This is a genomic window from Mesorhizobium sp. WSM4806 (assembly GCF_055811635.1).
Genome location: NZ_JBVVQZ010000008.1, coordinates 152,158 through 176,017, shown reverse-complemented (window position 1 = coordinate 176,017; position 23,860 = coordinate 152,158). Strand labels below are relative to the sequence as shown.

The 23,860-nt window shown below is 62.2% G+C and carries 25 protein-coding genes; 13 read left to right on the top strand and 12 right to left on the bottom strand.

Annotated features, from left to right (window positions below):
* Nucleotides 1–46: 46 nt before the first annotated feature.
* Nucleotides 47–436: a hypothetical protein gene (locus AC0L2M_RS14740; protein WP_473535232.1), complete on the top strand. Its 390-nt coding sequence runs from the start codon at nucleotides 47–49 to the stop codon at nucleotides 434–436.
* 100 nt (nucleotides 437–536) lie between these two features.
* Nucleotides 537–701, top strand: coding sequence for a hypothetical protein (locus AC0L2M_RS14735; protein WP_473535231.1), 165 nt, complete (start codon nucleotides 537–539; stop codon nucleotides 699–701).
* 18 nt (nucleotides 702–719) lie between these two features.
* Here AC0L2M_RS14735 and AC0L2M_RS14730 read toward each other — a convergent pair whose 3' ends face one another.
* Nucleotides 720–2,273: a trimethylamine methyltransferase family protein gene (locus tag AC0L2M_RS14730; RefSeq protein WP_473535230.1), complete on the bottom strand. Its 1,554-nt coding sequence runs from the start codon at nucleotides 2,271–2,273 to the stop codon at nucleotides 720–722.
* A 171-nt stretch (nucleotides 2,274–2,444) separates the two neighbouring features.
* On the opposite strand from AC0L2M_RS14730, the gene AC0L2M_RS14725 reads away from it, so the two are divergent.
* From AC0L2M_RS14725 to AC0L2M_RS14705, 5 genes are all read left to right on the top strand, one after another.
* Nucleotides 2,445–3,083 carry a TetR/AcrR family transcriptional regulator gene (locus AC0L2M_RS14725; RefSeq protein ID WP_473535229.1) on the top strand — a complete coding sequence of 213 codons (639 nt, stop codon included), beginning with the start codon at nucleotides 2,445–2,447 and terminating at the stop codon, nucleotides 3,081–3,083.
* 149 nt (nucleotides 3,084–3,232) lie between these two features.
* Nucleotides 3,233–5,392, top strand: a complete 2,160-nt coding sequence (locus AC0L2M_RS14720) for a transglycosylase domain-containing protein (protein ID WP_027152779.1) — start codon at nucleotides 3,233–3,235, stop codon at nucleotides 5,390–5,392.
* Nucleotides 5,393–5,507: 115 nt separating this feature from the next.
* Nucleotides 5,508–6,092, top strand: a complete 585-nt coding sequence (locus AC0L2M_RS14715) for a DUF1214 domain-containing protein (RefSeq protein WP_236371816.1) — start codon at nucleotides 5,508–5,510, stop codon at nucleotides 6,090–6,092.
* Complete coding sequence (locus tag AC0L2M_RS14710) at nucleotides 6,085–6,633, top strand: DUF1254 domain-containing protein (RefSeq protein WP_473535228.1); 549 nt, start codon at nucleotides 6,085–6,087, stop codon at nucleotides 6,631–6,633. The genes AC0L2M_RS14715 and AC0L2M_RS14710 overlap by 8 nt, the downstream gene beginning before the upstream one ends.
* A gap of 551 nt (nucleotides 6,634–7,184) precedes the next feature.
* Entirely contained in the window at nucleotides 7,185–8,192 is a 1,008-nt protein-coding gene (locus AC0L2M_RS14705; RefSeq protein ID WP_287228792.1) for a hypothetical protein, read from the top strand.
* 171 nt (nucleotides 8,193–8,363) lie between these two features.
* On the opposite strand, the gene AC0L2M_RS14700 is transcribed toward AC0L2M_RS14705, so the two are convergent.
* The 3 genes from AC0L2M_RS14700 to AC0L2M_RS14690 form a co-directional block, all read right to left on the bottom strand.
* Nucleotides 8,364–8,711 (bottom strand): DUF1491 family protein, encoded by a 348-nt coding sequence (locus tag AC0L2M_RS14700; protein ID WP_128168044.1) that lies wholly within the window; start codon nucleotides 8,709–8,711, stop codon nucleotides 8,364–8,366.
* An 80-nt stretch (nucleotides 8,712–8,791) separates the two neighbouring features.
* Nucleotides 8,792–9,556, bottom strand: a complete 765-nt coding sequence (locus AC0L2M_RS14695) for a peptidoglycan-binding domain-containing protein (RefSeq protein WP_473535227.1) — start codon at nucleotides 9,554–9,556, stop codon at nucleotides 8,792–8,794.
* Nucleotides 9,531–11,270: a PAS domain-containing sensor histidine kinase gene (locus AC0L2M_RS14690; RefSeq protein ID WP_473535226.1), complete on the bottom strand. Its 1,740-nt coding sequence runs from the start codon at nucleotides 11,268–11,270 to the stop codon at nucleotides 9,531–9,533. The genes AC0L2M_RS14695 and AC0L2M_RS14690 overlap by 26 nt, the downstream gene beginning before the upstream one ends.
* Before the next feature lie 531 nt (nucleotides 11,271–11,801).
* On the opposite strand from AC0L2M_RS14690, the gene AC0L2M_RS14685 reads away from it, so the two are divergent.
* A complete protein-coding gene (locus AC0L2M_RS14685) occupies nucleotides 11,802–12,152 on the top strand; it encodes a DUF5330 domain-containing protein (RefSeq protein WP_473535225.1) in 351 nt (116 codons plus the stop codon).
* Between the two features lie 132 nt (nucleotides 12,153–12,284).
* Nucleotides 12,285–12,713, top strand: a complete 429-nt coding sequence (locus AC0L2M_RS14680) for a SufE family protein (RefSeq protein WP_023800835.1) — start codon at nucleotides 12,285–12,287, stop codon at nucleotides 12,711–12,713.
* Between the two features lie 145 nt (nucleotides 12,714–12,858).
* Here the strand turns inward: AC0L2M_RS14680 and AC0L2M_RS14675 are convergent, their stop codons facing one another.
* Both AC0L2M_RS14675 and AC0L2M_RS14670 read right to left on the bottom strand, forming a co-directional pair.
* Nucleotides 12,859–13,284: a Ros/MucR family transcriptional regulator gene (locus AC0L2M_RS14675; RefSeq protein ID WP_023800837.1), complete on the bottom strand. Its 426-nt coding sequence runs from the start codon at nucleotides 13,282–13,284 to the stop codon at nucleotides 12,859–12,861.
* Nucleotides 13,285–13,711: 427 nt separating this feature from the next.
* Nucleotides 13,712–14,080, bottom strand: coding sequence for an SH3 domain-containing protein (locus AC0L2M_RS14670; RefSeq protein ID WP_473535224.1), 369 nt, complete (start codon nucleotides 14,078–14,080; stop codon nucleotides 13,712–13,714).
* Nucleotides 14,081–14,198: 118 nt separating this feature from the next.
* On the opposite strand from AC0L2M_RS14670, the gene AC0L2M_RS14665 reads away from it, so the two are divergent.
* On the top strand, nucleotides 14,199–16,349 hold the full coding sequence (locus AC0L2M_RS14665; protein WP_473535223.1) for a S9 family peptidase: 2,151 nt from the start codon (nucleotides 14,199–14,201) through the stop codon (nucleotides 16,347–16,349).
* 159 nt (nucleotides 16,350–16,508) lie between these two features.
* Nucleotides 16,509–16,892, top strand: coding sequence for an SET domain-containing protein (locus AC0L2M_RS14660; protein WP_287064288.1), 384 nt, complete (start codon nucleotides 16,509–16,511; stop codon nucleotides 16,890–16,892).
* Nucleotides 16,893–16,921: 29 nt separating this feature from the next.
* On the opposite strand, the gene AC0L2M_RS14655 is transcribed toward AC0L2M_RS14660, so the two are convergent.
* The 4 genes from AC0L2M_RS14655 to AC0L2M_RS14640 form a co-directional block, all read right to left on the bottom strand.
* A complete protein-coding gene (locus AC0L2M_RS14655) occupies nucleotides 16,922–17,872 on the bottom strand; it encodes a cytochrome c (protein WP_287239321.1) in 951 nt (316 codons plus the stop codon).
* A gap of 9 nt (nucleotides 17,873–17,881) precedes the next feature.
* Complete coding sequence (locus tag AC0L2M_RS14650) at nucleotides 17,882–18,325, bottom strand: c-type cytochrome (protein WP_091590353.1); 444 nt, start codon at nucleotides 18,323–18,325, stop codon at nucleotides 17,882–17,884.
* Nucleotides 18,326–18,523: 198 nt separating this feature from the next.
* Nucleotides 18,524–19,120: a superoxide dismutase gene (locus AC0L2M_RS14645; protein WP_128168037.1), complete on the bottom strand. Its 597-nt coding sequence runs from the start codon at nucleotides 19,118–19,120 to the stop codon at nucleotides 18,524–18,526.
* 107 nt (nucleotides 19,121–19,227) lie between these two features.
* Nucleotides 19,228–20,106 carry a branched-chain amino acid aminotransferase gene (locus AC0L2M_RS14640; RefSeq protein ID WP_128168036.1) on the bottom strand — a complete coding sequence of 293 codons (879 nt, stop codon included), beginning with the start codon at nucleotides 20,104–20,106 and terminating at the stop codon, nucleotides 19,228–19,230.
* Nucleotides 20,107–20,263: 157 nt separating this feature from the next.
* Between AC0L2M_RS14640 and AC0L2M_RS14635 the strand changes: the two genes are divergently transcribed.
* On the top strand, nucleotides 20,264–20,926 hold the full coding sequence (locus AC0L2M_RS14635; RefSeq protein ID WP_023800845.1) for a haloacid dehalogenase type II: 663 nt from the start codon (nucleotides 20,264–20,266) through the stop codon (nucleotides 20,924–20,926).
* 9 nt (nucleotides 20,927–20,935) lie between these two features.
* On the opposite strand, the gene AC0L2M_RS14630 is transcribed toward AC0L2M_RS14635, so the two are convergent.
* Nucleotides 20,936–21,196, bottom strand: coding sequence for a hypothetical protein (locus AC0L2M_RS14630; RefSeq protein WP_128168034.1), 261 nt, complete (start codon nucleotides 21,194–21,196; stop codon nucleotides 20,936–20,938).
* Between AC0L2M_RS14630 and AC0L2M_RS14625 the strand changes: the two genes are divergently transcribed.
* Nucleotides 21,189–22,013, top strand: coding sequence for a L,D-transpeptidase (locus AC0L2M_RS14625; protein WP_128247474.1), 825 nt, complete (start codon nucleotides 21,189–21,191; stop codon nucleotides 22,011–22,013). The two genes, AC0L2M_RS14630 and AC0L2M_RS14625, sit on opposite strands and share 8 nt — an antisense overlap.
* Nucleotides 22,014–22,132: 119 nt before the next feature.
* Here AC0L2M_RS14625 and AC0L2M_RS14620 read toward each other — a convergent pair whose 3' ends face one another.
* Nucleotides 22,133–23,680 carry a helicase HerA-like C-terminal domain-containing protein gene (locus AC0L2M_RS14620; protein ID WP_128172653.1) on the bottom strand — a complete coding sequence of 516 codons (1,548 nt, stop codon included), beginning with the start codon at nucleotides 23,678–23,680 and terminating at the stop codon, nucleotides 22,133–22,135.
* Between the last annotated feature and the right edge of the window lie 180 nt (nucleotides 23,681–23,860).

Genomic DNA, 23,860 nt, shown 5'->3' with positions numbered 1-23,860 from the left:
CAAGGCCGGGCGACCGATCCCAACATCAACCAGGAAGGAACTGTCCGTGGCCACACAAAGCAGCAAGCCATCTCTCGCGCGTCGATGGGAAGATTACCAGCCGGCCAAATCCACGCTTTTGTGGGCATGCGCTGCAACCTTCGTCGCCACGCTGATCATCGGTTTCAACTGGGGCGGCTGGGTGACCGGCGGCACCTCGCGCGCGCTGGCGGCCACCGCCGGCGATACGGCGCGCGGCGAACTGGCCTCGGCGGTCTGCGTCGATCGCTTCAATACGGCGCCCGACGCGGCCGCCAAATTTGTCGAGTTCAAGGCCATAACTGACAGCTACAAGAAGCGGCAGTTCATCGAGACGGGCGGCTGGGCGACCATGCCCGGAAAAACCTCGCCCGACAGGCTGGGTGCGCAAAGCTGCGCGGTCGCTCTCGCCACCTAACATCTTCGACCTCTCGGAGAGAACGTGCTCTTGACGAGAGCCCGAAAGACAGCCGCCGGGGCATCCTCCGGCGCGCAGCCGTCGGCAAGGAGATCGATCCATGATTGCATTCGTCCCGAAGCCAAATGCTGTAGTAAAGACCAAAGTGGCCGAGGAAAGCCGCTTCGATCGCATTCGCAGACTCGCCGCCGACAAGCACAGGAAAGCCGATGCCGGCACGATCCGCCGCGACCGGCAGAAGGCAGGCGACAAGCGCCCCATGTAACGCGCTCGCTGAACTACATCACGAGACCGGTGCTGCGCCACCCTCTTCCGTGCGCCGCGCAATGAATTCGTCGAGAACACCTGATGTGGCAGCGGCGCAAGCCGGCGGCCGAAAATCGGCCAGCAGCCGTTTCCAGATGCCGGTGGCGCGCTCGGTGGCGGTTCTTGACCCGGCCTCAGTCCAGTTGCCGAAATTCGACCAGTCGGCGACCAGCGGTTCGTAGAATGCGGTGCGGTAGCGCGCCATTGTGTGCCCGGTCGAGAAGAAATGCCCGCCCGGCTGCACTTCGGCGATGGCCTCGAAGCCGATCGCGGCCTCGTCGCCGGGCGTCGCGGCGCAGAGTTCCGCGATGGTCTGCAGCGCCTCGATATCGGTGATCAGCTTCTCGAACGAGACGCTCAACCCGCCTTCGAGCCAGCCCGCAGCATGGATGCAGACCGTCGCGCCGGCGAGCACCGAACCCCATAGCGCGAACTGCGTTTCGTGGGCTGCCTGCGCGTCCGAAATGTTGGCGGCACTGCCGCCGCCGGACCGCCAGGGAAGGCCGGTGAAGCGTGCAAGCTGACCGGCGCCGAGCGTCGCCTTGACGTGCTCCGGCGTGCCGAAGGCCGGCGCCCCGGACTTCATGTCGACATTGGAGGAGAAGGAGCCATAGACCACCGGCGCGCCCGGCCGCACGATCTGGGCCAGCGTCAGCCCGGCCAGCGCTTCGGCGTGCTGCAGCGTCAGCGCGCCGGCCACGGTGATCGGCGCCATGGCGCCGGCCAGGCAGAAGGGCGTTATGATCAGCACCTGCCCCGCCTTGGCAAAGTCGATGATGCCTTGTGCCATCGGAATGTCGAGCTGACGCGGCGAGTTGGTGTTGATGACGGTGTAGCAATGAGCGCCCGAACGGAATTCGTCCTCGGACAGACCGCGCGCCAGCCGCAGCATCTCGAAGCCGTCCTCGACCTGCGGCGTGCCGCGCGCGAAGACGAACGGCAGCTTGTCCGACAGCGTCAACTGCGCGCGGTTGACGGCATAATGGCGGAAGCGGTTGTCGATGTCCTGCGGCTCGATGCAAGGTCCCAGCATGTGCAGCACGTCGAAATGCTGCACCAGGCGGATGAGATCCTCGAAAGCGGCAAGCGTTCCCGGCCGCCGGCCGTGCTCCAGATCGGTGACGTTTGGCGCCCCGGATCCTGCCAGGAACGTCATCGAGCCGAGTTCGAGCGTCAGGTCGCGGGCACGGTCACCGGCATGGACGCGGATCGATTTCGGCGCCGAGCCCAGCGCCGCCGAGACGATATCGCGGCCGATGCGCACCATCTGGCTGTCCTCGTCGACCAGCGCGCCGGCACGGGCAAGAATGGCGCGCGCCTCCGGCAGCAGCACCTTGGCGCCGAGTTGCTCGAGCACGCGCAGCGCCGTGTCGTGGATCGCGGCGACCTGGTCGGCCGAAAAGATCGGCTGCGGCAGGAACGGGTTCTTCAGCGAACGATAGTCCGGCCGGCGGCTGGTCTCGCTGCCGGCCTCGCCGGTTCGTCCGCGCCTGCGTTCGCGCCTGAGGTTGCGTGCGGCGTCATCGACCATGGCGGATACTCCTCATTGCCGTATTGCCATGCGTTGCGGATCGTAGGCAGGAGCCGCGATGACGCGCGTCGGCCGCTCGGCCCAGTTCGTTGAGGCAGACAGGATACTTGTACTGTACATATGTGTCTAGTACGGTTGTATGCAGTTCGCCCTCATGCCTATTGTGCGGCCATGACCATGATTTCTCCGCAGCACGAGCCGGCGCCCGGCAACACCAAGGTGACGCGCCGGGACTGGATCAATCTTGCGCTCCAGACACTGATTTCAGACGGCATCGAAAGCGTGCGCGTGCTGCCGCTCGGCCAGAAGCTCGGCGTATCGCGCTCAAGCTTCTACTGGTATTTCGAGAGACGTCAGGACCTGCTCGACCAGTTGCTTGCCCATTGGCGGGACACCAACACCAAGTCGATCGTCGAACGCGCGCAGCGGCCGGCCGAAAGCATCATCATGGGGGTCATGAACGTGTTCGAATGCTGGACCGACGAGCGCCTGTTCGATCCCAGGCTCGACTTCGCCATCCGGGAATGGGCGCGTCGCTCCGAGGACGTGCGCCGGGCCGTCGACCAGGCCGACAATGACCGACTGGGTGCGATCCGCGACATGTATCGCCGGCATGGCTACGGCGAAGAGGATGCCTTCATCCGCGCCCGTGTGCTCTACTACATGCAGATCGGCTATTATGTGCTCGACCTCAAGGAACCGGTCGAGGCGAGGGTCAGTCATCTCGCCGCCTATCTGCGCAGTTTCACCGGCCAGGAGCCAAGCGATGCCGACGTGGCGCATTTCATGCGCTTTATCGCGGCGCAGTAAGCGGGCGCGAGGTGGCAGGCCCGACCCTGGTATCAACAAACTGTACCGCGAAAGCTCCCCTCACCCTTGTGAGCGAGGCCAAAATGGACAAATAGTCTGGTAGGAGTGCCGCTTCTCAGTGGGAGGCGTAGCCGCAGCCGGAACTTGGAATGGCCAGTCCTTTGAAAACACGCAGGAGAAGGGGTCCGATTGCCGCAAGACTGCTGGCGGCGGATGCGTGGTTCGATTCCTCGCTCTACGAGACCGGCTTCAAGGCGCGCCGGTTCTGGGAAGCGGCCACCATTTTTTTCCGGCGCTTCCGCGTCTCCGGCTGGCGCCGCGGCATCATCGAACTGTTGAGCGAAGGTTTCACGCTCGGCGCCGGCGGCATCGTCGTCATGCTGGCGCTCGCCTTGCCGGCCTTCCAGGAAACCGCCGGCGACTGGCGCGCCCAGGGCGATTTCGCCATCACCTTCCTCGACCGCTACGGCAATGAGATCGGCCAGCGCGGCATCATCCAGCGCGATTCGGTGCCGGTCGACGAAATGCCCGACCAAGTCATCAAGGCGGTGCTGGCCACCGAGGATCGGCGTTTCTTCGATCACTACGGCATCGACGCGCTCGGCCTTTCGCGCGCGATCTTCGCGAATGTGCGGGCGAATTCCGTGGTGCAGGGCGGCTCGAGCATCACCCAGCAGTTGGCCAAGAACCTGTTCCTGACCAATGAACGGACGTTGGAGCGGAAGGTCAAGGAAGCCTTCCTGGCGCTGTGGCTCGAGGCCAATCTGTCAAAGAAGGAGATCCTGCAGCTCTATCTCGACCGCGTCTATATGGGCGGCGGCACTTTCGGCATCGAAGCGGCCGCCGATTTCTATTTCGGCAAAAGCGTCAAGGATGTGAACCTCGCCGAAGCGGCGATGCTGGCCGGCCTGTTCAAGGCACCGACCAAATACGCGCCGCACATCAACCTGCCTGCTGCCAGGGCGCGGGCCAATGTGGTGCTGTCGAATCTCGTCGAAGGCGGCTTCATGAGCGAGGGTCAGGTGCTGCAGGCGCGGCTGCATCCGGCTGAAATCGTCGACCGCGGCGAGCAGAAGAGCCCGGATTACTACCTCGACTGGGCATTCGAAGAGGTCAAGAAGATCGCCGCGAAGTCCGGCCAGCATTCGCTGGTCGCCCACACCACTTTCGACGCCAACATCCAGAAGGCGGCGGAAGAATCGATGGAGTTCCATCTCCGCCAGTTCGGCAAGGAATACAACGTCACCGAAGGCGCCATGGTCGTCATCGAAACCAATGGCGCAGTCAGGGCGATCGTCGGCGGCCGCGACTACGGTGCCAGCCAGTTCAACCGCGCCACCAAGGCGCTGCGCCAGAGCGGCTCATCGTTTAAACCCTACGTATACGCAACGGCGATGGAGCACGGCTTCACGCCGGACTCCGTCGTTTCCGGCGCGCCGATCTCCTGGGGTGCCTGGTCGCCGCACAATTACAATGACGGACGGGCCGGCAAGGTCACGCTGATCACGGCGATGGCCAAATCGGTCAACACCGTGCCGGTGCGGCTGGCCAAGAATCATCTCGGCATCAAGCCGATCAAGGCGATGGCGGAAGCCATGGGCGTCGAATCGCCGCTCGAATCGCACAAGACGATGGTGCTCGGCACATCGGGCATGACCGTGATGGACCAGGCGACAGGCTTTAGCGTGTTCGCCCAGAACGGCTTTGTCGGCTCCCGGCATGGCGTCACCCAGCTCGTCACCCGTACCGGCGAGGTGGTTTACGATTTCGCCAAGGATGCGCCGCCGCCGCGCCGTGTGCTCTCGGAGCAGGCGCTGAAATCCATGAACACCATGCTGGCGGCGGTGCCGGTGATGGGCACGGCGCGGCGCGCTGCGCTTCCCAATATCGTTTCGGCCGGCAAGACCGGCACAACGCAGTCTTACCGCGACGCCTGGTATGTCGGATTCACCGGCAACTACACGGCTGCCGTGTGGCTCGGCAATGACGACTTCACCCCGACCAACAACATGACCGGCGGCTCGCTGCCGGCGATGGTTTGGCAGCGGCTGATGGTCTATGCGCACCAGAATATCGACCTCAAGCCAATCCCCGGCCTCGATCATCCCTTCGTCGACGAAGAGATCGCCGCCAAGGCCGAGGAAGCGGAAAAGAAGAATGCCGAGCAGGCAGCGGCCGATACCGCCGCCGAGCGGCCGCCGGTGCTGTCCAGCCAGACGACGCGGGCGCTCAGGGACATCACCAGGCTGTTCCAGTCGGCACCCGTCCTCCAGGCGCCTGCGACACCGGAGACCCTGTCGGCGCTTTGATGCCGGCACGACTGGCCAGGCCATCCCTCGCGCCGCAATTCCACAGAGGTCCGCTTGCCATGGCCCCCTGCCCCGCGATATCCCCGAGCGGCACTCCTCTTGCCCGCGGCTCTTCATGTTCAAGAACGCATTCCTGACGCTCCTCGCGCTTGCCATATCCATCGGCGGCGGCGGCAGCAGCGTCTGGTACGCTCTCAAGACGCAGGATGGCATTGGCGCGATCAGGATCGGCCAATGGACGGCGTTTCCCGATATCGGCACGCAGTCGGCGGATCCTTATTCGAAAGCCCGCGTGGCGCGCGAGGGTGTCCTTGCACTCGGGCAGGCAGAAGGCCTGTCGTTTATCGCCGAACGCGATTCCGATGGCGAACTATTGAAACGCCAATGCGCCTATGAAATCGAAGGCGGATTTCCCACAGCCCGGTTCTGGACCCTCTATGCCGCCGATCGGTCGCTCGGCGTGGTCGAGACCGGCAAGCCAAGGCTTGCGGCACTTCAGTCCTACCAGGTGCTGCGCCAGCCCGACAATTCCGTGCTTATTTCCGTCAGCAACCGCCCCGCGCCCGGCAACTGGCTGCTTTCCGACGGCTTCGGCCGGATGTATCTCGTGCTGACATTCTACGACACGCCGATCGCCAGCAGCACGGGCCTTTCGGATGTCACGCTGCCGCAGATCGTAAAGGTCGGCTGCAATGCGTAGGCTGCTGCACGCGATCCTGCTCGGCCTGCTTGGCGCCGGCATCGTACACATCATCGTGCTGCTGCTCGCCCCGGAATTTTCCGAACGCAATGCCTGGTCGCGGCTGGCCATGGCCTCCAACCTTTATCGGATGACCAGGCTGGACGCTGAGGCCGGCGGTACGCCTGTGGTGAAATCGGTCGATCCGCTGTTTTATGCTGCGGCTTGCCGCTTCGATCTGTCCGATGGGATGGTTCGGGTGAAGGCACCGGGAAACGTCCCGTTCTGGTCCGTATCGGTCTATGACCGCAGCGGCCATAACATCTACTCCTTCAACGACCACAGCGCGACCGGAAGGGTGCTGGACAGTATCGTACTGACGCCGGCGCAGATGATCGAGATCCGCAAGGATCTCCCGGAGGAATTGCAAGGGGCAATCTTCGTCGAAGCGCCGATCGACGAAGGCATGTTCGTCATCCGCTCCTTCGTGCCCGACGACAGCTGGAAGCTGACCGTGTCGCGGTTTCTCGAGCAGAGTTCCTGCGAGCTGCAGGACTACTGACGTCAACTGAAACATGCCGCCGGTTGCGGCCCATGCCTTGCGAGCCGCCGCGGCGCTCATTCAAGAGATAGAGCGTCCTTCGCGCGCCCAACGGGGCGCGGCGAATCCATTCAGCCGCGACGCGCGTTAATGATGCGGAACAGGCAACGTCCCCGACGTCCCCGGCATCGTCCTTGACGAACCCGGCTTGTCCGGACCGGCGCCTGGCCGCGTCTCGCCCGTCAGTGGCGGTTGCTCGTAGCGGACGCCGGGGAAAATGATCACCGCCGCCGGCGTTCCGGTGTTTCGGTCTGATCGATTGGTTGCCGCCGTTCGCGGCACGAAAGACAGTACCATGCCCATGGTTCGTGCATTCCTCTCGGTTGCCCCGGAGCACAACGCAACGCCTCCAACCTGATTAAGGAGCCAGTAGGTTAACGGAACGCTAACGGATCGCCGCTAATTTGATCTTTGTTCTGAGGTCAGGAAGTCCTGACCCGTGGCAAATGCGAAACCGACACAGTCCCGGTCGAGCATGGTCCAGATTGTGTCGAGTGTCAGGCGTATCCTTCGTGTCATCTGCGGATTTCAGGCAAATCGCTATACGGGCTGAACCGGGAAAGGCCGAAAGGCTGTTCCGCGCCACGGTGTCGGCGTTCTGTTCGCTGACCCGCCCTTCGCGCCGGGAGATCGCGCAACTTGAGGATCTGACGCTTCCGCTTTTCGCCGATGTGTCGGTCGAATCGCGCCGCTACGTCGCCGCCGCCCTTTCCGAATGCGAATATGCGCCCGCTGCGCTGGTCCGGCGGCTTTGCGAGGAGCCGGTCGACGTTGCCGCGCCGCTGCTCATCCGCTCGCGCGCGCTCAGCGATATCGACCTGATCGCGCTGATCGGCCGCCATGGCCTGCCGCATGCGCGCGCCATTGCGCGCCGCAAGGATCTGAACCCGACCATCGCCCACCTGATCAGGGCGCTAGAAAAGCCGACGCTGGTGAGCGTGCGGCAGCCTGAGGCGAACGCCAAGATGGTGCCCGAAAGCGCCGAAGTCGTCGCCGACAGCCAGCAGGTGCCCGGCGCCGCCGCCGAGACTGCACGGCGCCGGCTGCGGTCGATGATGCGTGATGCCGAGAGCGGCGGCGCGACGATCAATCCGTTCGCCGGCGCTAACACCTATGTCAAACTGCGCGAGACGGCGCTGACCGGCAATGCCGCATTCTTCCAGACAGCACTGGCCGACGCGCTCGAGATCGATTTTTCAACGGCGCGGTCGCTCACCGCGCACCAGAACTACACGTCGCTGCTGGCCGCCCTGCGCGCGCTCGATCTCGGCGAAGAGAGGGCGTTCCTGATCACCGCCGCCGTCTATCCCACAGAGTTCTCGCATCCGCAGGCCATCCGCATCTTCCTCGACCGCTATCGGCTGCTGCATCGCGACGCAGCGCTGGACAGGCTACGCGGCTGGAAAGCCGAGACACTGTCGAAGGCCATTCGCAATGCCGGACCGATCGCGGCAAACGCCGACGTCCGCAAAGCGCACAGCGACAATACTGCCGCCAGCCCTAAAGCGCGCCGCGTTTGACCCGCCTCATGCGACGCGCTTAGGCTGTTGTTTTTAAGCATGTCGTTATCGCAAAACCGCTGCACACCCTCGGGTCAGGCGCGAGGGCATGCTTTTGCGCGACATGCTTTAGGCGCGTCGCGACTGAAAAAGAGATTCAAGCGAACGCTCTAAGCCTTTGTCTGCATATCGCTATTGCGACTTGACGGAAAGAAGCTCCTCGACGGGAACAGAGCCGGCCTCGATCTCGACCACCCAGATGTCGGGATCGAATTTCTTCTCCCTTTCCAGTCGCCCGTCAAAGACGGCGGCATCGTCGCCGGCGCCGAGCAGACTGAAGTAACGGTCGTCGGGTTTGGCTGAATCGTAGCTCGTCTGCGGCGCCGGGCCAAACAAGGCAATCTCGCCCATGCGGCCTCGCGCCAGCACGAAGACGGCACCGGCCTCGGTTGCGCCGCGCTTGACCACGGCGGCAAAGCCGCCGGCGCCGAAAACCCGGCGCAACAAGGCCGACACCCACAGATCCGTGGTTACGCGCATGGCAGCATTCTGGACAACATCGGACGGTACTTAGAGCGCTTTGCGTTTGGGTGAAACCAAAAACCGCCCGCCTCCGCTCATCAGTTGGTCAGGCCGATCTCGCGCATCTTGACGTAGACGACCTCGTCGGGCTCGCCGGTCTCAGGCAGCCCGAACAGCGACTGGAACTCCTTGATCGCTGCCTTGGTGCGGGCCCCGACCACGCCATCGAGTTGCATGTCGTCATTGCCGAATGCCTTCAACCCGGCCTGGATCTTGATGATGCGGGCGTCGGGTGCCTGCGCCGACGCATCTGCCGGCGAAGCCGAGACGGGAGTCGCGGCCATGTCGTCCGGACGGGGTGCCGGATGTGGCACGACCGTCGAGGCGGTTGGCATGGCGCCCAGTTGATCGAGCAGAATGCTGTCGATCTCGCCGGAAGCGTTGAGCCCGACCTTCTGCTGATAGGCTTGGATGGCCTTGCGCGTGTTGGGGCCGGAAATACCGTCGACGGTGCCGGAATAGAAATCGAGATCCTTCAATATGCCCTGGACCTGCTCGACGATCGGATCGCTCTTGATCGGGGCCGGCTCCGGCCGCACGATGTTGATGGTGGTTTCAGGCTCGTCGGCGCCGGCTCGAGGAAAGCCCTCCATGCTCCTGGTCGCAAAAAACGCGCCGGCATGAGGAAAAGGCTGATACCACAAAGCGTTCGCCGAGACGTAGAACAGCGTCACCAGGAAGGCGGTCGAACCGCCAACCAGAACCGGATTGCGTGAAATCTGGCTGCCGAGGGCGACCGCGCTGCGTTGGAAGGCATTGCCGCGGCGCTTGACCGCCTTAGGCTGTTTTGCGGAGCGAGCCATGCCTGTCCCCTTTCGTCTCCGCCTTGGCTGCAGGCATCGGCAGTACGCCGGGCTTGTCGTTCGAACGTCCTTTCGGTCCGTTCACCGGCAAGCTGATCGTGACCGTGGTGCCCTCCCCCGGCATGCTTTCGATCGACATCGTGCCCTCGTGAAGCGCCACCAGACCCTTCACCAGCGACAGGCCGAGCCCGGTCCCCTCGAAGCGGCGCGTATAGTCGTTCTGGATCTGCATGAACGGCTTGCCGAGATTGGCAAAGTCTTCCTCGGCGATGCCGATGCCGGTGTCCCTGACCCAGAAATGCAGTCGCGAGCCGATCCGCTTGGCGCCGACGACGACATCGCCGCCATCGGGCGTGAACTTGATAGCGTTGGAGACGAGGTTGATGAGTATCTGCTGCACGGCACGACGGTCGGCGTTAATCTCGCCTGCATCCGGCGCGATCTGGGCCTGTAGATCGATGCTCTTTGCGTCGGCCTGCAAGCGCATCATCGACTGGCACATTTCGACCGCTTCGACGAAACGGAATGGTTCCGGCTCGGTTGCGTAGGCGCCGGCCTCGATCCTCGATACGTCGAGTATCGAGGTGACGACGGCAAGCAGATGCTGGCCGGACTCCTTGACCAGGCCGACATATTCCTTCTGGCGCGGATCCTTGAAGGTGCCAAACATCTCATGCAGCAGCATGTCGGAAAAACCGATGATGGCGTTCAACGGCGTGCGCAGCTCGTGGCTGACGACCGCCAGAAACCGTCCCTTTGCCACTTCGGCAGACGCGGCCGCCTCTTTCGCAGCGGCAAGCTCTTCGCGCAAGCCGGCGAGTTCGTCGTTTTCGCGCAGGACGAACGTGAGGACGTCCTGCTGCTCTTCCCCGCGCGCCAATTCAAGCGAAAACGGCCGGTAATTGTCCGCCGTCGGGCCATTGCCGTTTTGCGGCAGCCGGACGCGAAGATCCAGCCGGCGCGCCGGCGCGCCATCGCGCATGTCGGCCAGCGCGCTGAGGTATGCGACGCGATCGGAAAGATGGATGCGGTCGAACAGGCCGGTGCCGAACAGCAGTTCCGGCTGCAGCTTCAGGATCGTGCGCGCCTTTGCCGACGCATCCAGAACCTCGCCATGCCGGCCGGCCCGCAGGACAACGGCGTCGATGATGTTCTCGAGCCGATCGTCGGTCGCCGGATCAAGCTGCGCGCCGGCCGCGCTGCCAAGCGATGCGACGCGGGGAACGAGGGTGAGCGCCCAGGCCAGCGGCAGCAGCCAATGCCAGGCGGCGATTTCGGCCGGACCGAACGGGAAGACAGAACCGGCAAAAGCCTGCAGCAGGATAGCGACACATGCGGATAGGGCACCCCAGAGTGCAGCGCGACGAGACGCGCCGATCCACCAGGCTTCGAACGGCAGCGCCACGACAAGCATGGCGACCGGCGAGGCCATCCCGCCCGCCGCGGCGATGACACCGGCAAGAGCAAGACTGCCCATCACCAGGGCGACCTGGCCGGCGAACGCCATCTTGCCCGATGCCGCCACCAGCAAGGCAGCAAACCAGCAGAGGCCGAACGTCGCAAAGATCGCCGCCATGGTCACGGCCACGCCCATGCCCGAGGTGACCAGCGTGACTGCTGCGCCTGCGGCGAAGAACGGAGCGGCCAGCATGACACCGATAAACCGCCTCTGGCACCGGCGGTCGTTCTGTCCGAGGATCGACGGATGAACCATACGTTCGCAACCGGCTGCCATCGCGCCGGGCAACTCAACGTATCTGGCCCTTATCGAACTCAACTCAACGCACTCGCACCTGGTCGTGAACAGCCCTGCTTCGCAGATGCTTTTGTCGATCTGAAACTCGCATCCAGCGTTTAAGGAATGGATAAGGCAGGACCGATCAATGCCCGGCCTGAGGCAGATATTGGGGGGCCGGCACGGGGCAAACCTTGGCAATTGCGGCCATAGTAAACGGAGCGTTATCCGGGCGAACCGCCCTCCCGCCTTGACAGTCGCCCCGGTGAGCCGCGCTTCTGGGAAATACATAAGGAAAACAGTTGGATATATGGTTAACCTTAAGTGAAGAAAATCGGCTGGATCTGAGACAAATCCATTGCAAAATGCTTCGTTTCGAATTTGCCTAAAATTTGAGGAAAATTTTTGCTGACCGGGCAAGCCGTCCTTTGCGCGTCCATGCCACTATCGTATCCATAAAGAGGTCATGCCGCATGAACGCATGATCCGGTCACGAATGAGGGCATACAGATGGGCTTTCTGATCAGAATGGCTTTCTGGTTTTCGCTGGTGCTTCTGGCGCTGCCGCTGAATGTCGGCTCCGACGAGACCGGCCAGCAAAGCGTCGGGCCGATCCAGGCGTTGTTTGCGGCACGCGAAGCCGTCGGCGACATTGCCGGCATATGCGAGCGCAAGCCCGACGTCTGCGAGACCGGCAAGTCCGCAATGCACACGATCACCGCCCGGGCCAGGGAGACAGCCAAGATCGCGGCCGCCATGTTGGACGACAAGACCGCCGAACCCGACACGGCGACAACGACCGGCAGCGTGCCCGAAGACATCGTGTTACCGGTGAAAGTCGATTTGCCGGCGAAAAACTGAGATATTTTTCAGCGCATCTGTCACCGTCCGCAGGCCGTCCGCGCTAAAGCGCGTCGCATTTGACCGGCCTCACGCGACGCGCTTTTCCTCTTTTTCCGTGACGCGGCGTCGCCGGATGATTATATCCGGCCTATGACCACGACGATCCAAACGATCCGCGACGACTTCTCCCTGCTTGACGAGTGGGAAGACCGCTATCGCTATGTGATCGAACTGGGCGAGGCCCTGCCGCCATTCCCCGATGAGGAACGCAACCCTGCCAACAAGGTGCCCGGCTGCGTCAGCCAGGTCTGGCTGACCACCGAGTATGGTCCGGGGCCCGACCCAGTCGTCACCTTCGCCGGCGATTCGGACGCCCATATCGTGCGCGGCCTCGTCGCTATCATGCTGGCGCTGTTTTCCAGACGACCCGCCAGCGAGATCCAGAAAACCGACGCGGAAGCCACGCTGAAGGCACTTGGCCTCGACGAGCACCTGTCGCCGCAACGCGCCAATGGTCTTCGTTCAATGGTCAAGCGCATCAAGCGCGACGCAGAGGCGGCCTTGAAGCAGACCGCCTGATCAGACGAACAGCGCGCGATGGCCCGACATGATCGGAGCCGCACATGTTGCGACGCATATCGATTGCTCCAGCATCGCCCCAAGATCAAAACGGCGCCCGGAGGCGCCGTTGATCATCTAACCCAGGTCGGGAAGGGAGCCGGTATCAGCGCCCCTTGCGCTTGCGGCCGAGACCCATCTTCTTGGCGAGCTGTGAGCGGGCGGCAGCATAGTTGGGAGCAACCATCGGGTAGCTGGCGTCCAGGCCCCATTTTTCACGATACTCGTCGGGCGTCAGACCGTAGTGGGTCATCAAGTGACGCTTCAGCGACTTGAACTTCTTGCCGTCTTCAAGACAGACGATGTAGTCGTCATGGACGGAGCGTTTCGGGTTTACTGCCGGCTTCTGCTTGTCGGCAGGAGGCTGTTCACTGGCCCCGCCCACGCGCCCGAGGGCGGCATGGACATCGGCGATGAGGCTAGGCAGCTCGCCGACCGGCACCGGATTGTTGCTGACATAGGCGGCCACGACATCGGCCGTCAATTCGATCAGCGCATCACTATTTCTGGAAGGTGTTTCGATAATATCCATGGCTTCCTGGCCCCAACGTGAGTTGTTTCTACCTGCGCCCTATTTTTGATAGGTCGGGCATCGCGCGAAATTTTTGCAGGAAAGAGCCTCTGCGATTCGCGTCGCAGCATCCTAATGAGCCACTAAACCAAGTAAGTCAATTCGCTTCTTGCGCTGTATTCATCGATGGCAATAAAATATTCGACGATCAGCTTCAACCTTTCGTGCACTCTGTGACTTTGCGATATTTTCTGGGCAGACCAGCAGCGGCGGACGCCCAGTCAAGCTGCCGTTACATCCCATGAGAGCAGTAAAAAAATCTCAATGCTTGGCTATGCTTGGTTGTGGCGTAGGCTATCTGGTTGTTTTTAGAATCTACAAAACCATAGGTTGCGATTTGCTGTTGCAAGCAAGCCGGAAATCAGCACCGCGGACCGGCACCGATCCATCAATGTGGGGTGATGTATTTTCCGTAGACCCAGCCGGTGACGAAATTGCCGTTCTGGGCCGGATCGTGCCAGACTTCGCACCAGCCATAGCGGATCTTCTGTTCCTGCTTCCAAACCGGCTGTTTGCCGATGTCGAGCAGCTTTATGCCGCCGGTGCATCTCCCGGTCATCTGCAAAACAGCACCGTTGGGATAGGCGGCCTGCCTCTGGGACGATCCCGCCGGATACTTGCGCACGTTGAGCGTGTCGCCAAACGGAAGGTTGGTCACTTGCCAAGCTGCGAACACGGTTGCATGAGATTGGCCGATAAAGGCCAAGACTGTCGAAGCGACGGCGAAAGCCGCAGCAGCGTGAAAACGGAACTTCATTTTTCCCTCTCCTCCGGCTCATCTTTTGGAGCCCGACGCAAACATATACTCCGGCTCTTGAACCTGCGCTGATCGGCGTGTTCATTCTTCATTCAAATAACTTCCACAGCGAGACGCAATGACCCGAACCCCAGCATTTCCGACTGCCAGCCCGCCGCAACCAGAGAAGCGACCGGTCTTCGATGTGCATCATGGAGTGACCCGGACGGAAGACTATGCCTGGCTGAGAGCCGGCAATTGGCAAGAGATGTTCAGGGATCCGTCGCTGCTCGACGCCCAGATCCGCGCCCATCTCGAAGCCGAGAACGCCTATCAGGCAGCGCTCATGGCCGACACCGCCCAGGTGCGGAAGCAGCTCTTCAAGGAGATGAGGGGCCGCATCAAGGAAGACGATTCGTCCGTGCCGATGAAGGATGGACCGTACGCTTATGGGTCATCTTTCAAGCTTGGCGGCGAGCAGCCGCGTTATTTCCGCACGCCGCGCGACGGCGGCGACCAAGAGATCCTGCTCGACGGCGATCTCGAGGCCGAAGGCAAGGCCTATTTCCGCCTCGGCGGTGTCGACCATTCGACCGACCACCGCAAGCTTCTGTGGGCCTTCGATGATAAGGGTTCCGAATTCTACACGCTTCGCGTCCGCGATCTCGCCGACTGGAACGATCTGGCCGACAGGATTCCGGACACCGGTGGCGGCGGCGTGTGGGATGCCGGAAATGACGGATTTTTCTACACCCGCCTCGATCCCAACCACCGTCCTTCCAAGGTGCTGTTCCATGCCCTTGGCGACAGTCCTGAGAACGACCGGCTGATCTACGAAGAAACCGATCCAGGCTTCTTCATGAATGTCGGCGGCACACGCTCCAACGAGTGGATCATGCTTGGCATCAACGACCACGAGACCTCGGAATATCGCATCATGAGCGCCAGCGAGCCGTTCGCCGAACCGAAGCTGGTTGCCCCGCGCGAGACCGGCCTGCAATACGACCTCGAAGAAGGCGGCGATATCTTCTTCATTCTCACCAACGCCGACGGCGCCAAGGATTTCAAGATCATGACTGCGCCGGCGAGCGACCCGGTGCGCGCCAACTGGCAGGCGTTGGTGCCGCACGAAGCGGGCCGGCTGATCCTTTCGGTAATCGGTTTCAAGGACCACATGGTCAGGCTTGAACGCAAGGAAGGCCTGCCGCGCATCGTCGTGCATGACCGCAACAGCGGCGAGGAACATCTCATCTCCTTCGACGAGGAAGCCTTCTCGCTCGGCCTGTCGGGATCCTATGAATACGATACCGAGATCATGCGCTTTTCCTACTCATCCATGACAACGCCGGCGCAGGTCTTCGACTACAACATGCGGACCCGCGAGCGCGTGCTGCTGAAGACCCAGGAAGTTCCGTCCGGTCACGACCCGGACCACTACGTGACGCGGCGGCTGATGGCGCCCGCAGCCGACGGCGAACTGGTGCCGGTCTCGCTCATTCACCATCGCGACACGCCGCTCGACGGATCAGCGCCTTGCCTGCTTTACGGCTACGGCTCCTACGGCATCACGGTCCCGGCCGCCTTTAACACCAATTTGTTATCGCTGGTCGATCGCGGCTTCGTCTACGCGATTGCCCATGTCCGCGGCGGCAAGGACAAGGGCTATGGCTGGTACGACGACGGCAAGCGGGCGCACAAAATGAACACGTTCACCGATTTCATCGCAGCCGCCCACCATCTCGTCGCCGAACGCTATACGCAACATGACCGCATCGTCGGTCAGGGCGGCTCGGCCGGCGGCCTGCTGATGGGCGCTGTCGCGAATATGGCGCCGGAATGCTTCGGCGGTATTGTCGCCGAGGTTCCGTTCGTCGACGTGCTCACCACCATGCTCGACGCGACCCTGCCGCTGACGCCACCGGAATGGCCCGAATGGGGCAATCCGATCGCCTCGGAGGAGGACTACCGAACGATCGCCGCCTACTCGCCCTATGACAATGTCGCCGCGCTCGACTATCCGCCGATCCTGGCGCTTGCCGGCCTCACCGACCCGCGTGTCACCTATTGGGAGCCGGCCAAGTGGGTGGCGCGGCTGCGCGACCGCAAGATCGGCGACAATCCGGTGCTGTTCAAGATCAACATGGACTCCGGTCATGCCGGTGCATCCGGCCGGTTTTCCCGGCTCGAGGAAATCGCCTTCACCTATGCGTTTGCGCTGAAGGTGGCGGGCAAGGCCGACCTTGCCACCACAGCGCCGCCGACCCTGTTGGACGCACAGACGGCGCTGTAGGAGCTTGATCTTGCGCACCATCCCCACCAGCGGAAAATCGATTCCGGGTCAGGTCAGGTCGATTTTCCGCTCGCGATTGCCATAGCTGCGCGCTACCCAATGCGCGGCTTTTCGCAGCCGCGCCACCCAAAAATCATCCAGTCACGCCAAGGGTCCGCCATGTTGCTCGTCGACGTCTATCTCGACAAATCGCCCATCCAGGGCATCGGTGTCTTTGCCAAGAACCACATTCCCCGCGGCACACTGGTCTGGAAGCTCCATCCCAATTACGACCGGCGCATCCCAGTCGAGGTCTATGAACGCGAAACCGGGCCGGTCAGAGCCTATCTCGATCGCTATTCTTATCCCGACCGGCGCGATCCAAACTTTGTCGTCTTCGAAGCCGACGACGCCCGCTACATGAACCATGCCGACGACCCGAATTGCGACGTCGCCTCGCCCGAGGAGACCTATGCACTGCGCGACATCGCGCCCGGCGAGGAAATGACCTGCAACTACAATCATTTCTTCGAGACCGGCTTCGATTTCCTCGGCGATCGCTGACGCGCCGCCATCCCGTCCGGCTCCCGGAATCAGTTCGCTGGCTGCTTGCGCGCCGGATAGCCGCTGGGATGCGGCGGTATCGCCTTGAGATAGGCTGATATCGCCGCCCGGTCCTCGGGCGTCAACTCGGCCAAGTTTCTCTGCACGTCGACCATGGCGCCACCGACGGAATCGAAATCCGGGGTGAAGCCGGTTTCGAGAAAGTAGGTTATGTCGGCCTCCGACCAGTCACCGAGCCCGCCTTCGCCCGAGGTGATGTTCGGCACGATGCCACTGCCTTCGGCAGCCGCGGCCCCCGCCAGCCACTCGCTCTTCCTGGTGCCGCCAGCAAAATCGCGCGGCGTGTGGCATTCGCCGCAATGGCCGGGCCCTTCGACCAGGTAACGGCCGGCCATCACCGGATCCGGCGTGCCATCGGGGAAGGAAACCACCGGCTGGTCACTCAAATAGAGACGTTTCCACAGCCCGATGCCGCGACGGATGTTGAATGGGAACCCCAGCGAATTGGGCGGCGCCTTGCCCGCCACCGCCGGAAGCGTTTTCAGGAAGGCATGGAGATCGGCAATGTCGGCCGGCTTCATGCGTGCGTAGGACGCATAGGGAAACGCCGGATAGAAGTGCTCGCCGCTCGGCGACACGCCCTTCAGCATGGCGTTGGCGAGGTCTTCGACCGACCAGCCGCCGATACCGTCCGTGGCATCCTGCGAGATGTTCGGTGGCACGAAGATGCCGAACGGCGTCTTGAGTTCGAGACCGCCGGCCAGTTGAAGGCGGGCGTCGCCTTGCGAGCTTGGCTTCGCATGACAGGACGTGCAGCCGCCGGCATAAAAAATGCGCTTGCCCCTGGCGGCATCGCCGGGGCCGAGCTGCGCCAGAGCCTCGCTGTCGAGCCTGACCGGCGCCGACAGGAACCAGCCGGCAACCGCGCCGGCGACGCCCAGAACGAGGGCGGCGCCGACGAGTTTTTTCAGCAGGCGCATCGCCCGCTATCAGCCCTTCTTAATCCTGTATGTCTTGTGGCAGGTGCCGCAATCGCCGCCTATGGTGTTGAACCCCGCCTTGAAGGCATCGACGTCGGCAGGAGCGGCGGCCGCCGCAGCCTTGACGTCGGCGAGATATTTTTCTTCCACCGCCTTGAAGCCGGCCATATCGTCCCAGATTTTTGGGGCAGCTGTGGTGTCGCCGGTGTCGCTGCCAGCCGGGAAAAGAGTGTCGACGTTTGCATGGAACTTCTCGGCGTTTGCCTCCAGCGCCTTCAACGCCGCCAGCACGGCCGCTGCGTCGTAAGGGGTCTCGCCCTTGACGACTTTCGACAATTGGCCGGCGATCTTTCCACGTTCCTTCATAATGGCCTGCCGCTCCTGGATCGGATCGGCAAACGCCGCCGAACCGGCGAAGGCGAGCATCGAGATGGCGAGGATAAGCTTTCTCATTCAACTGGCTCCATGGTGAAGATGTTTCGGGTGAAGGTCCGACTGATCCATAACGGCAAAACTGGCTTGAAAATTCCGGAAATTCGCCTCACGCTTGTGTGAATTTTTCGCGACGGTCGTTGGAAAAGGGCGGCCGATCATTTGGCACATAGAGAAAAGCCCCGGTTTTGCCGGGGCTCTTCTGCAACTCAGTCAGGCCTACGCCTTTTCGTAGAGCTCGAGGACATGGTCCCAGTTGATGAGATTGTCGACGAAGGCTTCGAGATATTTCGGCCGGGCGTTGCGATAGTCGATGTAATAGGAGTGCTCCCAGACATCGACGCCCAGGATCGGGGTCGCGCCATGGACCAGCGGGTTCTCGCCGTTCGGGGTCTTCGAGATCGCCAGCTTGCCGTCCTTGACCGAAACCCAGGCCCAGCCCGAACCGAACTGGGTGGTGCCGGCGGCGATGAAATCGGCCTTGAACTTGTCGTAACCGCCAAGATCGCTGTCAAACGCCTTTTGCAGCGCGCCGGGCAATTTGTTGCCGCCGCCGCCCTTCTTCATCCACTGCCAGAAGTGGATGTGATTGTAGTGCTGGCCGGCATTGTTGAAGAGCCCGGGGTTCTTGCCGAAGGATTGTTTCACAATCTCTTCGACCGACAAATCGCCGAGCCCGGCTTCGGCAGCCAGCTTGTTGCCGTTGTCGACATAGGCCTTGTGGTGCTTGTCGTGGTGATACTCCAGCGTCTCCTTCGACATGTAAGGCTGCAATGCCTCATAGTCATAGGGCAAGGCGGGCAATTCGAAAGCCATCGGTCGTACTCCTCGTGGAAAAAATCCGGTGTCGATACCGGACTAACATAGGTCTGGATTGGTGTGGAGCAACTCCGGAACGAAGCGCCGGTTCGCTTTTTAGCCAGTCAGCCGGCCGAAGTCGAATGCGCCCACTCCCAATAGAGTTCGCGCGCCTTTTTCGCTACAGGCCCGGGCTGGAGATTGCGATCCTCGATGCGGGTGACCGGCACGACTTTCGAGTGGTTTCCGGTCGAGAATATCTCGTCGGCTTCGAGGAATTCGCGCACCGACAGCGCCTTTTCGATGGTCTTGAAGCCATATTCGTCAAGCAGCGTCATCGTCCGCGAACGGGTGATGCCGGACAGGAACGTGCCGTTCGGCGCCGGCGTCAGGACATGGCCATCCTTGACCAGGAAAATGTTCGAGGTTCCGGTCTCGGCGACATTGCCCAGCATGTCGAGCACCAGCGCGTTGTCGAAGCCGCGCATCTTGGCTTCGAGGATGGCACGACCATTGTTGGGATAAAGGCAGCCGGCCTTGGCGTTGGTCGGCATGGTCTCGATGGTCGGGCGCCGGAACGGCGAGACGGTGACAGAAAAGCCTGCCGGCGAGATCATCGGCGATTCATAGAGGCAAAGGCAGAACCGGGTCGAGGCCGGATCTGCCGGCACGCCCATATAGCCACCATGTTCGGCCCAGTACATCGGCCTTATGTAGACCGCCGTCTTGCCGTCGAACTTCTTCAGCCCGTCCCAGGTCAGCCCGACGATCTTTTCGGCGCTCATGGATGGTTTGAGACCAAGCGCGATCGCCGAGGCGTTCACCCTGGCGGCGTGGCGGTCGAGGTCGGGGGCGACGCCCTCGAACCAGCGGGCGCCGTCGAACACGCTGGTGCCGAGCCACATGGCATGGCTGCGCGGCCCCAGAATGGCGACGTTGCCGTCATACCAGTCGCCATCCACGAAGGTCCATGTCGCGGATTGCGCCGCAGCCGCCAGTGTCATCGCTTGATTCCGCGTTTCAGAGCTGTCTTGTCTCGCCATTGGAAGATGCTTTGGCGTCTGCCGTCAACTGATATGGCTGAGATTTGTTAAGGCCAGCGGCATGCGAAATTGCAATCCGTGCTTGCGCCTGGCCTTGCCTCGCCGCAAAACTGTCACCATGCAACATGCGGCTTACGTTTTCGACGCTTACGGAACGCTGTTCGACGTGCACGCAGCCGTCCGCCGTCATGCCGACCAGATCGGACCGGACGGCCAGCTCCTGTCGGAGATCTGGCGCGCCAAACAATTGGAATATTCCTGGGTGAGGACGCTGATGGGCGCCTACGCCGATTTCTGGCAACTCACCGAACAGGCGCTGGATTTCGCCTTGCGCAAGGTTCCCTCCGCGGACAAGGGACTGAGGGCCAAGCTGCTCGACGCCTATTGGCGGCTGGACTGCTATCCGGAGGTGCCGGCCGTGCTCAAGGCGCTCAAAGCATCTGGCGCCAAGCTGGCGATCCTATCCAACGGCTCGCCTGAAATGCTGGAAGCGGCGGTCAAATCGGCCGCGCTCGACCAGGTTCTGGACGACATCTATTCCGTCGAGGCCGTCAAGCGCTTCAAGGCCGATCCGTCGGTCTACGACATGGTCACGACAGGCTGGCGTCTCTATCCGGGTGCGGTGTCGTTTCAGTCATCCAACCGCTGGGACGTCGCCGGCGCCACCAAATTCGGGTTCCGGACAGTCTGGATCAACCGCTCCGACCAGCCCGAGGAATACCGGGACTTTCCGCCGGCCCTGATCCTGCCCTCGCTCGAAGGCCTGCTCGCCGCAGGCTGACACATGACCCTAAATCGGAATCGATTCTTGGAAAGGATCATAGGCAAAATAAAACTGCGACAGCGTCCTTTGCTGACGCGCGGCGCTGCGGGCCTGTTGCCTCGGCGCAACAGGGGCTGAACCGTCACAGCTTTGCCTTTGTTTGTTCACCCTCAGGCCAGAATCGGAACCGCCTATCGCGCCAGGCATTGGTAGGGCTGGCGCGCCGTACTGATTGGCGTATTCATGTTCTGTTTCGATATGAGACTTAAAAAAGGCAACGATGTTCACAACCGAAATCGACTCCTATCGCCTGAGCCGTCGCGGCTTTCTCAACGCCGCTGCGCTCGGCGCCGCCTCGATTGCGGTTTCCGCCTGCACCACGACGGCAGGCCGGCCTGTCGAGCCGCCGCCGCCAGCCAATGTCGAGCCGCCGCTCATGGACTATGCAACAATGTACGGTCCGGTCAGCGACAATGGGTTCGAGCTGCCGGGCATACCCTACGAGAAAATCGACGAGCAATTTCTGCGTCAAATCGTTCCCGATCCGACCGGCCAAGCGCCCGGCACCATCGTCGTCGATACGGCCGGCCACCACCTCTATTTCGTGCGTCCGGGCGGACAAGCCATTCGTTATGGGGTCGGGCTGGGTCGCGCCGGTTTCGAATGGTCTGGCGATGCCGTCGTCCAGTGGAAGCAGAAGTGGCCGAAATGGACGCCGCCGGCCGAAATGATCGCCCGCCAGCCCGAGTACGCAAAATACAGCGCCGAGAATGGCGGCATGCCCGGCGGGCTCACCAATCCGCTCGGAGCGCGGGCGCTGTATCTCTTCGAGGGCAACGAGGACACGCTGTACCGCCTGCACGGCTCGCCGGAGTGGTTTTCCATAGGCAAATCAGTGTCATCTGGCTGCGTTCGCTTGATAAATCAGGACATTATCGACCTCTATGACCGTGTGCCCAACAAGACGCCGGTGATCGTTACTTCCGGTGTCGGTCAGGAACTGGTTGCCACGGCAGACCGCAAAGCCATTCCAATCGATGCGGGCGTCCCGGAAGGATCGATCCTGCTCGGCCCGGCAAGGGCGATCTCGGAACCGATCTTCTGAGCTGGTCGAAGGCGCTGGAGCGGCGGACTTTCGGCGCCGCGAATTTCCGGTCCGATGCTTTTCCCGAGCATCGGATTCTCGCAAAACCGGTGCCCGGTTTTGGGTCCGATGCGGTGCTTTCAGCGCCGCCCCCTGGCCAGGCTGCCGAGGATGCCGCGCACGATCGCCCGTCCAACCGACGTGCCGACCGAGCGAACCACCGATTTGATCGCCGCCTCCGCCACCGTCTGGCGATTGGACGCTCGCGGCGCCGGTGCTCGCCTGCCGCCGGTGGGCTGGGGGGCGGGATCATCATTGCCGAAGCCTGGAATGGTCCAGCGCGAGCCGCCGCTCTCCTGCTGCTGTGCCTCCGCGTCCAACGCATCCTTGGCTTTTTTCTGCAGCATCTCGAAAGCCGATTCGCGATCGACGGTCTGATCGTACTGCCCCACAACCGGGCTCTCGGTGATCAGCGTGCGGCGCTCGTCAGGCGTGATCGGGCCAAGTCGCGACGACGGCGGGCGAACCAGCGTCCGCTGGACCATGGACGGAACACCTTTGGCTTCCAGCGTCGAGACCAGCGCCTCGCCGGTGCCGAGCTGCGTGATCACGGTAGCACAGTCGAAGTCGGGATTGGGCCTGAACGTCTCGGCGGCGGTCCTCACGGCCTTCTGCTCCCGTGGCGTGTAGGCGCGCAGGGCGTGCTGCACCCGGTTGCCGAGCTGGGCCAGAACGGTTTCGGGGATATCCAGCGGATTCTGGGTGACGAAGTAGACGCCGACGCCCTTCGAACGGATCAGGCGGACCACCTGCTCGACGCGGTCGATCAGCACCTTCGGCGCGTCGTCGAACAGAAGGTGCGCCTCGTCGAAGAAGAAGACCAGCTTTGGCTTGTCGGGATCGCCGACTTCGGGCAGCTCCTCGAACAGTTCCGACATCAGCCACAACAGGAATGTCGCATAGAGCCGGGGATTCATCATCAGCTTGTCGGCGGCCAGCACGCTGATCGCGCCGCGCCCGTCGCGGGTGGTGCGCATGATGTCGGCGATCCGCAATGCCGGCTCGCCGAAGAAATTCGTCGCGCCCTGCTGCTCCAGAACCAGCAGCGTGCGCTGGATTGCGCCAACCGAAGGTTTCGTCACATTGCCGTAGCGAGCGCCGATTTCTTCGGCGCGTTCGGCGATGTTGGCAAGAAGCGCTTGCAGGTCCTTCAGGTCCAGCAGCAACAAGCCTTCCTCGTCGGCGATGCGGAAGGCGATGTTCATGATGCCTTCCTGCGCCTCGGACAGGTTCATAAGCCGCGACAGCAGCAGCGGCCCCATTTCCGAGACGGTGGCGCGGATCGGATGGCCCTGCTCGCCGAAAAGATCCCAGAATATGACCGGAAATTCCTGGAAATCATAGGGATCGAGCTTGACCTGCTCGGCGCGCTTGACCAGAAAATCCTGTGCCGCGCCCATCATGGCGATACCGGACAGGTCGCCCTTGATGTCGGCGCAGAAGACCGGCACGCCGGCATTGGAGAAACCTTCCGCCAAAATCTGCAAGCTCACGGTCTTGCCGGTGCCGGTCGCGCCGGTGACCAGGCCATGACGATTGCCATACTGAAGCAGCAGGTTTTCGGCGCGCTGGTAGCTGTCATCAGGCTTTCGGCTGGCTCCGATGAAAATACTGGTGTCGTCAGCCATGTGTCGGGTCTCCGCAACCTGAAGTGTTGAATGCCCTGATCTATTGAAAGTAGCGGGGCTCGCCGCAGGTATAATGACGCCATTGCGCAGCGACAATGGCCATGGTCGAAATTGGGTTTTGGAGCTTGCGGATTTTGCGCATGTTTGGCAATCGGTTGACGGTTCACCGTCGCAGGGCCC

Bases quoted from the DNA above. Each gene is read 5' to 3' on its own strand.
- AC0L2M_RS14735 (WP_473535231.1), top strand. From the start codon at position 537: ATGATTGCATTCGTCCCGAAGCCAAATGCTGTAGTAAAGACCAAAGTG.
- AC0L2M_RS14730 (WP_473535230.1), bottom strand. From the start codon at position 2,273: ATGGTCGATGACGCCGCACGCAACCTCAGGCGCGAACGCAGGCGCGGA.
- AC0L2M_RS14725 (WP_473535229.1), top strand. From the start codon at position 2,445: ATGACCATGATTTCTCCGCAGCACGAGCCGGCGCCCGGCAACACCAAG.
- AC0L2M_RS14720 (WP_027152779.1), top strand. From the start codon at position 3,233: ATGGCCAGTCCTTTGAAAACACGCAGGAGAAGGGGTCCGATTGCCGCA.
- AC0L2M_RS14715 (WP_236371816.1), top strand. From the start codon at position 5,508: ATGTTCAAGAACGCATTCCTGACGCTCCTCGCGCTTGCCATATCCATC.
- AC0L2M_RS14710 (WP_473535228.1), top strand. From the start codon at position 6,085: ATGCGTAGGCTGCTGCACGCGATCCTGCTCGGCCTGCTTGGCGCCGGC.
- AC0L2M_RS14700 (WP_128168044.1), bottom strand. From the start codon at position 8,711: ATGCGCGTAACCACGGATCTGTGGGTGTCGGCCTTGTTGCGCCGGGTT.
- AC0L2M_RS14695 (WP_473535227.1), bottom strand. From the start codon at position 9,556: ATGGCTCGCTCCGCAAAACAGCCTAAGGCGGTCAAGCGCCGCGGCAAT.
- AC0L2M_RS14690 (WP_473535226.1), bottom strand. From the start codon at position 11,270: ATGGTTCATCCGTCGATCCTCGGACAGAACGACCGCCGGTGCCAGAGG.
- AC0L2M_RS14685 (WP_473535225.1), top strand. From the start codon at position 11,802: ATGGGCTTTCTGATCAGAATGGCTTTCTGGTTTTCGCTGGTGCTTCTG.
- AC0L2M_RS14680 (WP_023800835.1), top strand. From the start codon at position 12,285: ATGACCACGACGATCCAAACGATCCGCGACGACTTCTCCCTGCTTGAC.
- AC0L2M_RS14675 (WP_023800837.1), bottom strand. From the start codon at position 13,284: ATGGATATTATCGAAACACCTTCCAGAAATAGTGATGCGCTGATCGAA.
- AC0L2M_RS14670 (WP_473535224.1), bottom strand. From the start codon at position 14,080: ATGAAGTTCCGTTTTCACGCTGCTGCGGCTTTCGCCGTCGCTTCGACA.
- AC0L2M_RS14665 (WP_473535223.1), top strand. From the start codon at position 14,199: ATGACCCGAACCCCAGCATTTCCGACTGCCAGCCCGCCGCAACCAGAG.
- AC0L2M_RS14660 (WP_287064288.1), top strand. From the start codon at position 16,509: ATGTTGCTCGTCGACGTCTATCTCGACAAATCGCCCATCCAGGGCATC.
- AC0L2M_RS14655 (WP_287239321.1), bottom strand. From the start codon at position 17,872: ATGCGCCTGCTGAAAAAACTCGTCGGCGCCGCCCTCGTTCTGGGCGTC.
- AC0L2M_RS14650 (WP_091590353.1), bottom strand. From the start codon at position 18,325: ATGAGAAAGCTTATCCTCGCCATCTCGATGCTCGCCTTCGCCGGTTCG.
- AC0L2M_RS14645 (WP_128168037.1), bottom strand. From the start codon at position 19,120: ATGGCTTTCGAATTGCCCGCCTTGCCCTATGACTATGAGGCATTGCAG.
- AC0L2M_RS14640 (WP_128168036.1), bottom strand. From the start codon at position 20,106: ATGACACTGGCGGCTGCGGCGCAATCCGCGACATGGACCTTCGTGGAT.
- AC0L2M_RS14635 (WP_023800845.1), top strand. From the start codon at position 20,264: ATGCAACATGCGGCTTACGTTTTCGACGCTTACGGAACGCTGTTCGAC.
- AC0L2M_RS14625 (WP_128247474.1), top strand. From the start codon at position 21,189: ATGTTCACAACCGAAATCGACTCCTATCGCCTGAGCCGTCGCGGCTTT.
- AC0L2M_RS14620 (WP_128172653.1), bottom strand. From the start codon at position 23,680: ATGGCTGACGACACCAGTATTTTCATCGGAGCCAGCCGAAAGCCTGAT.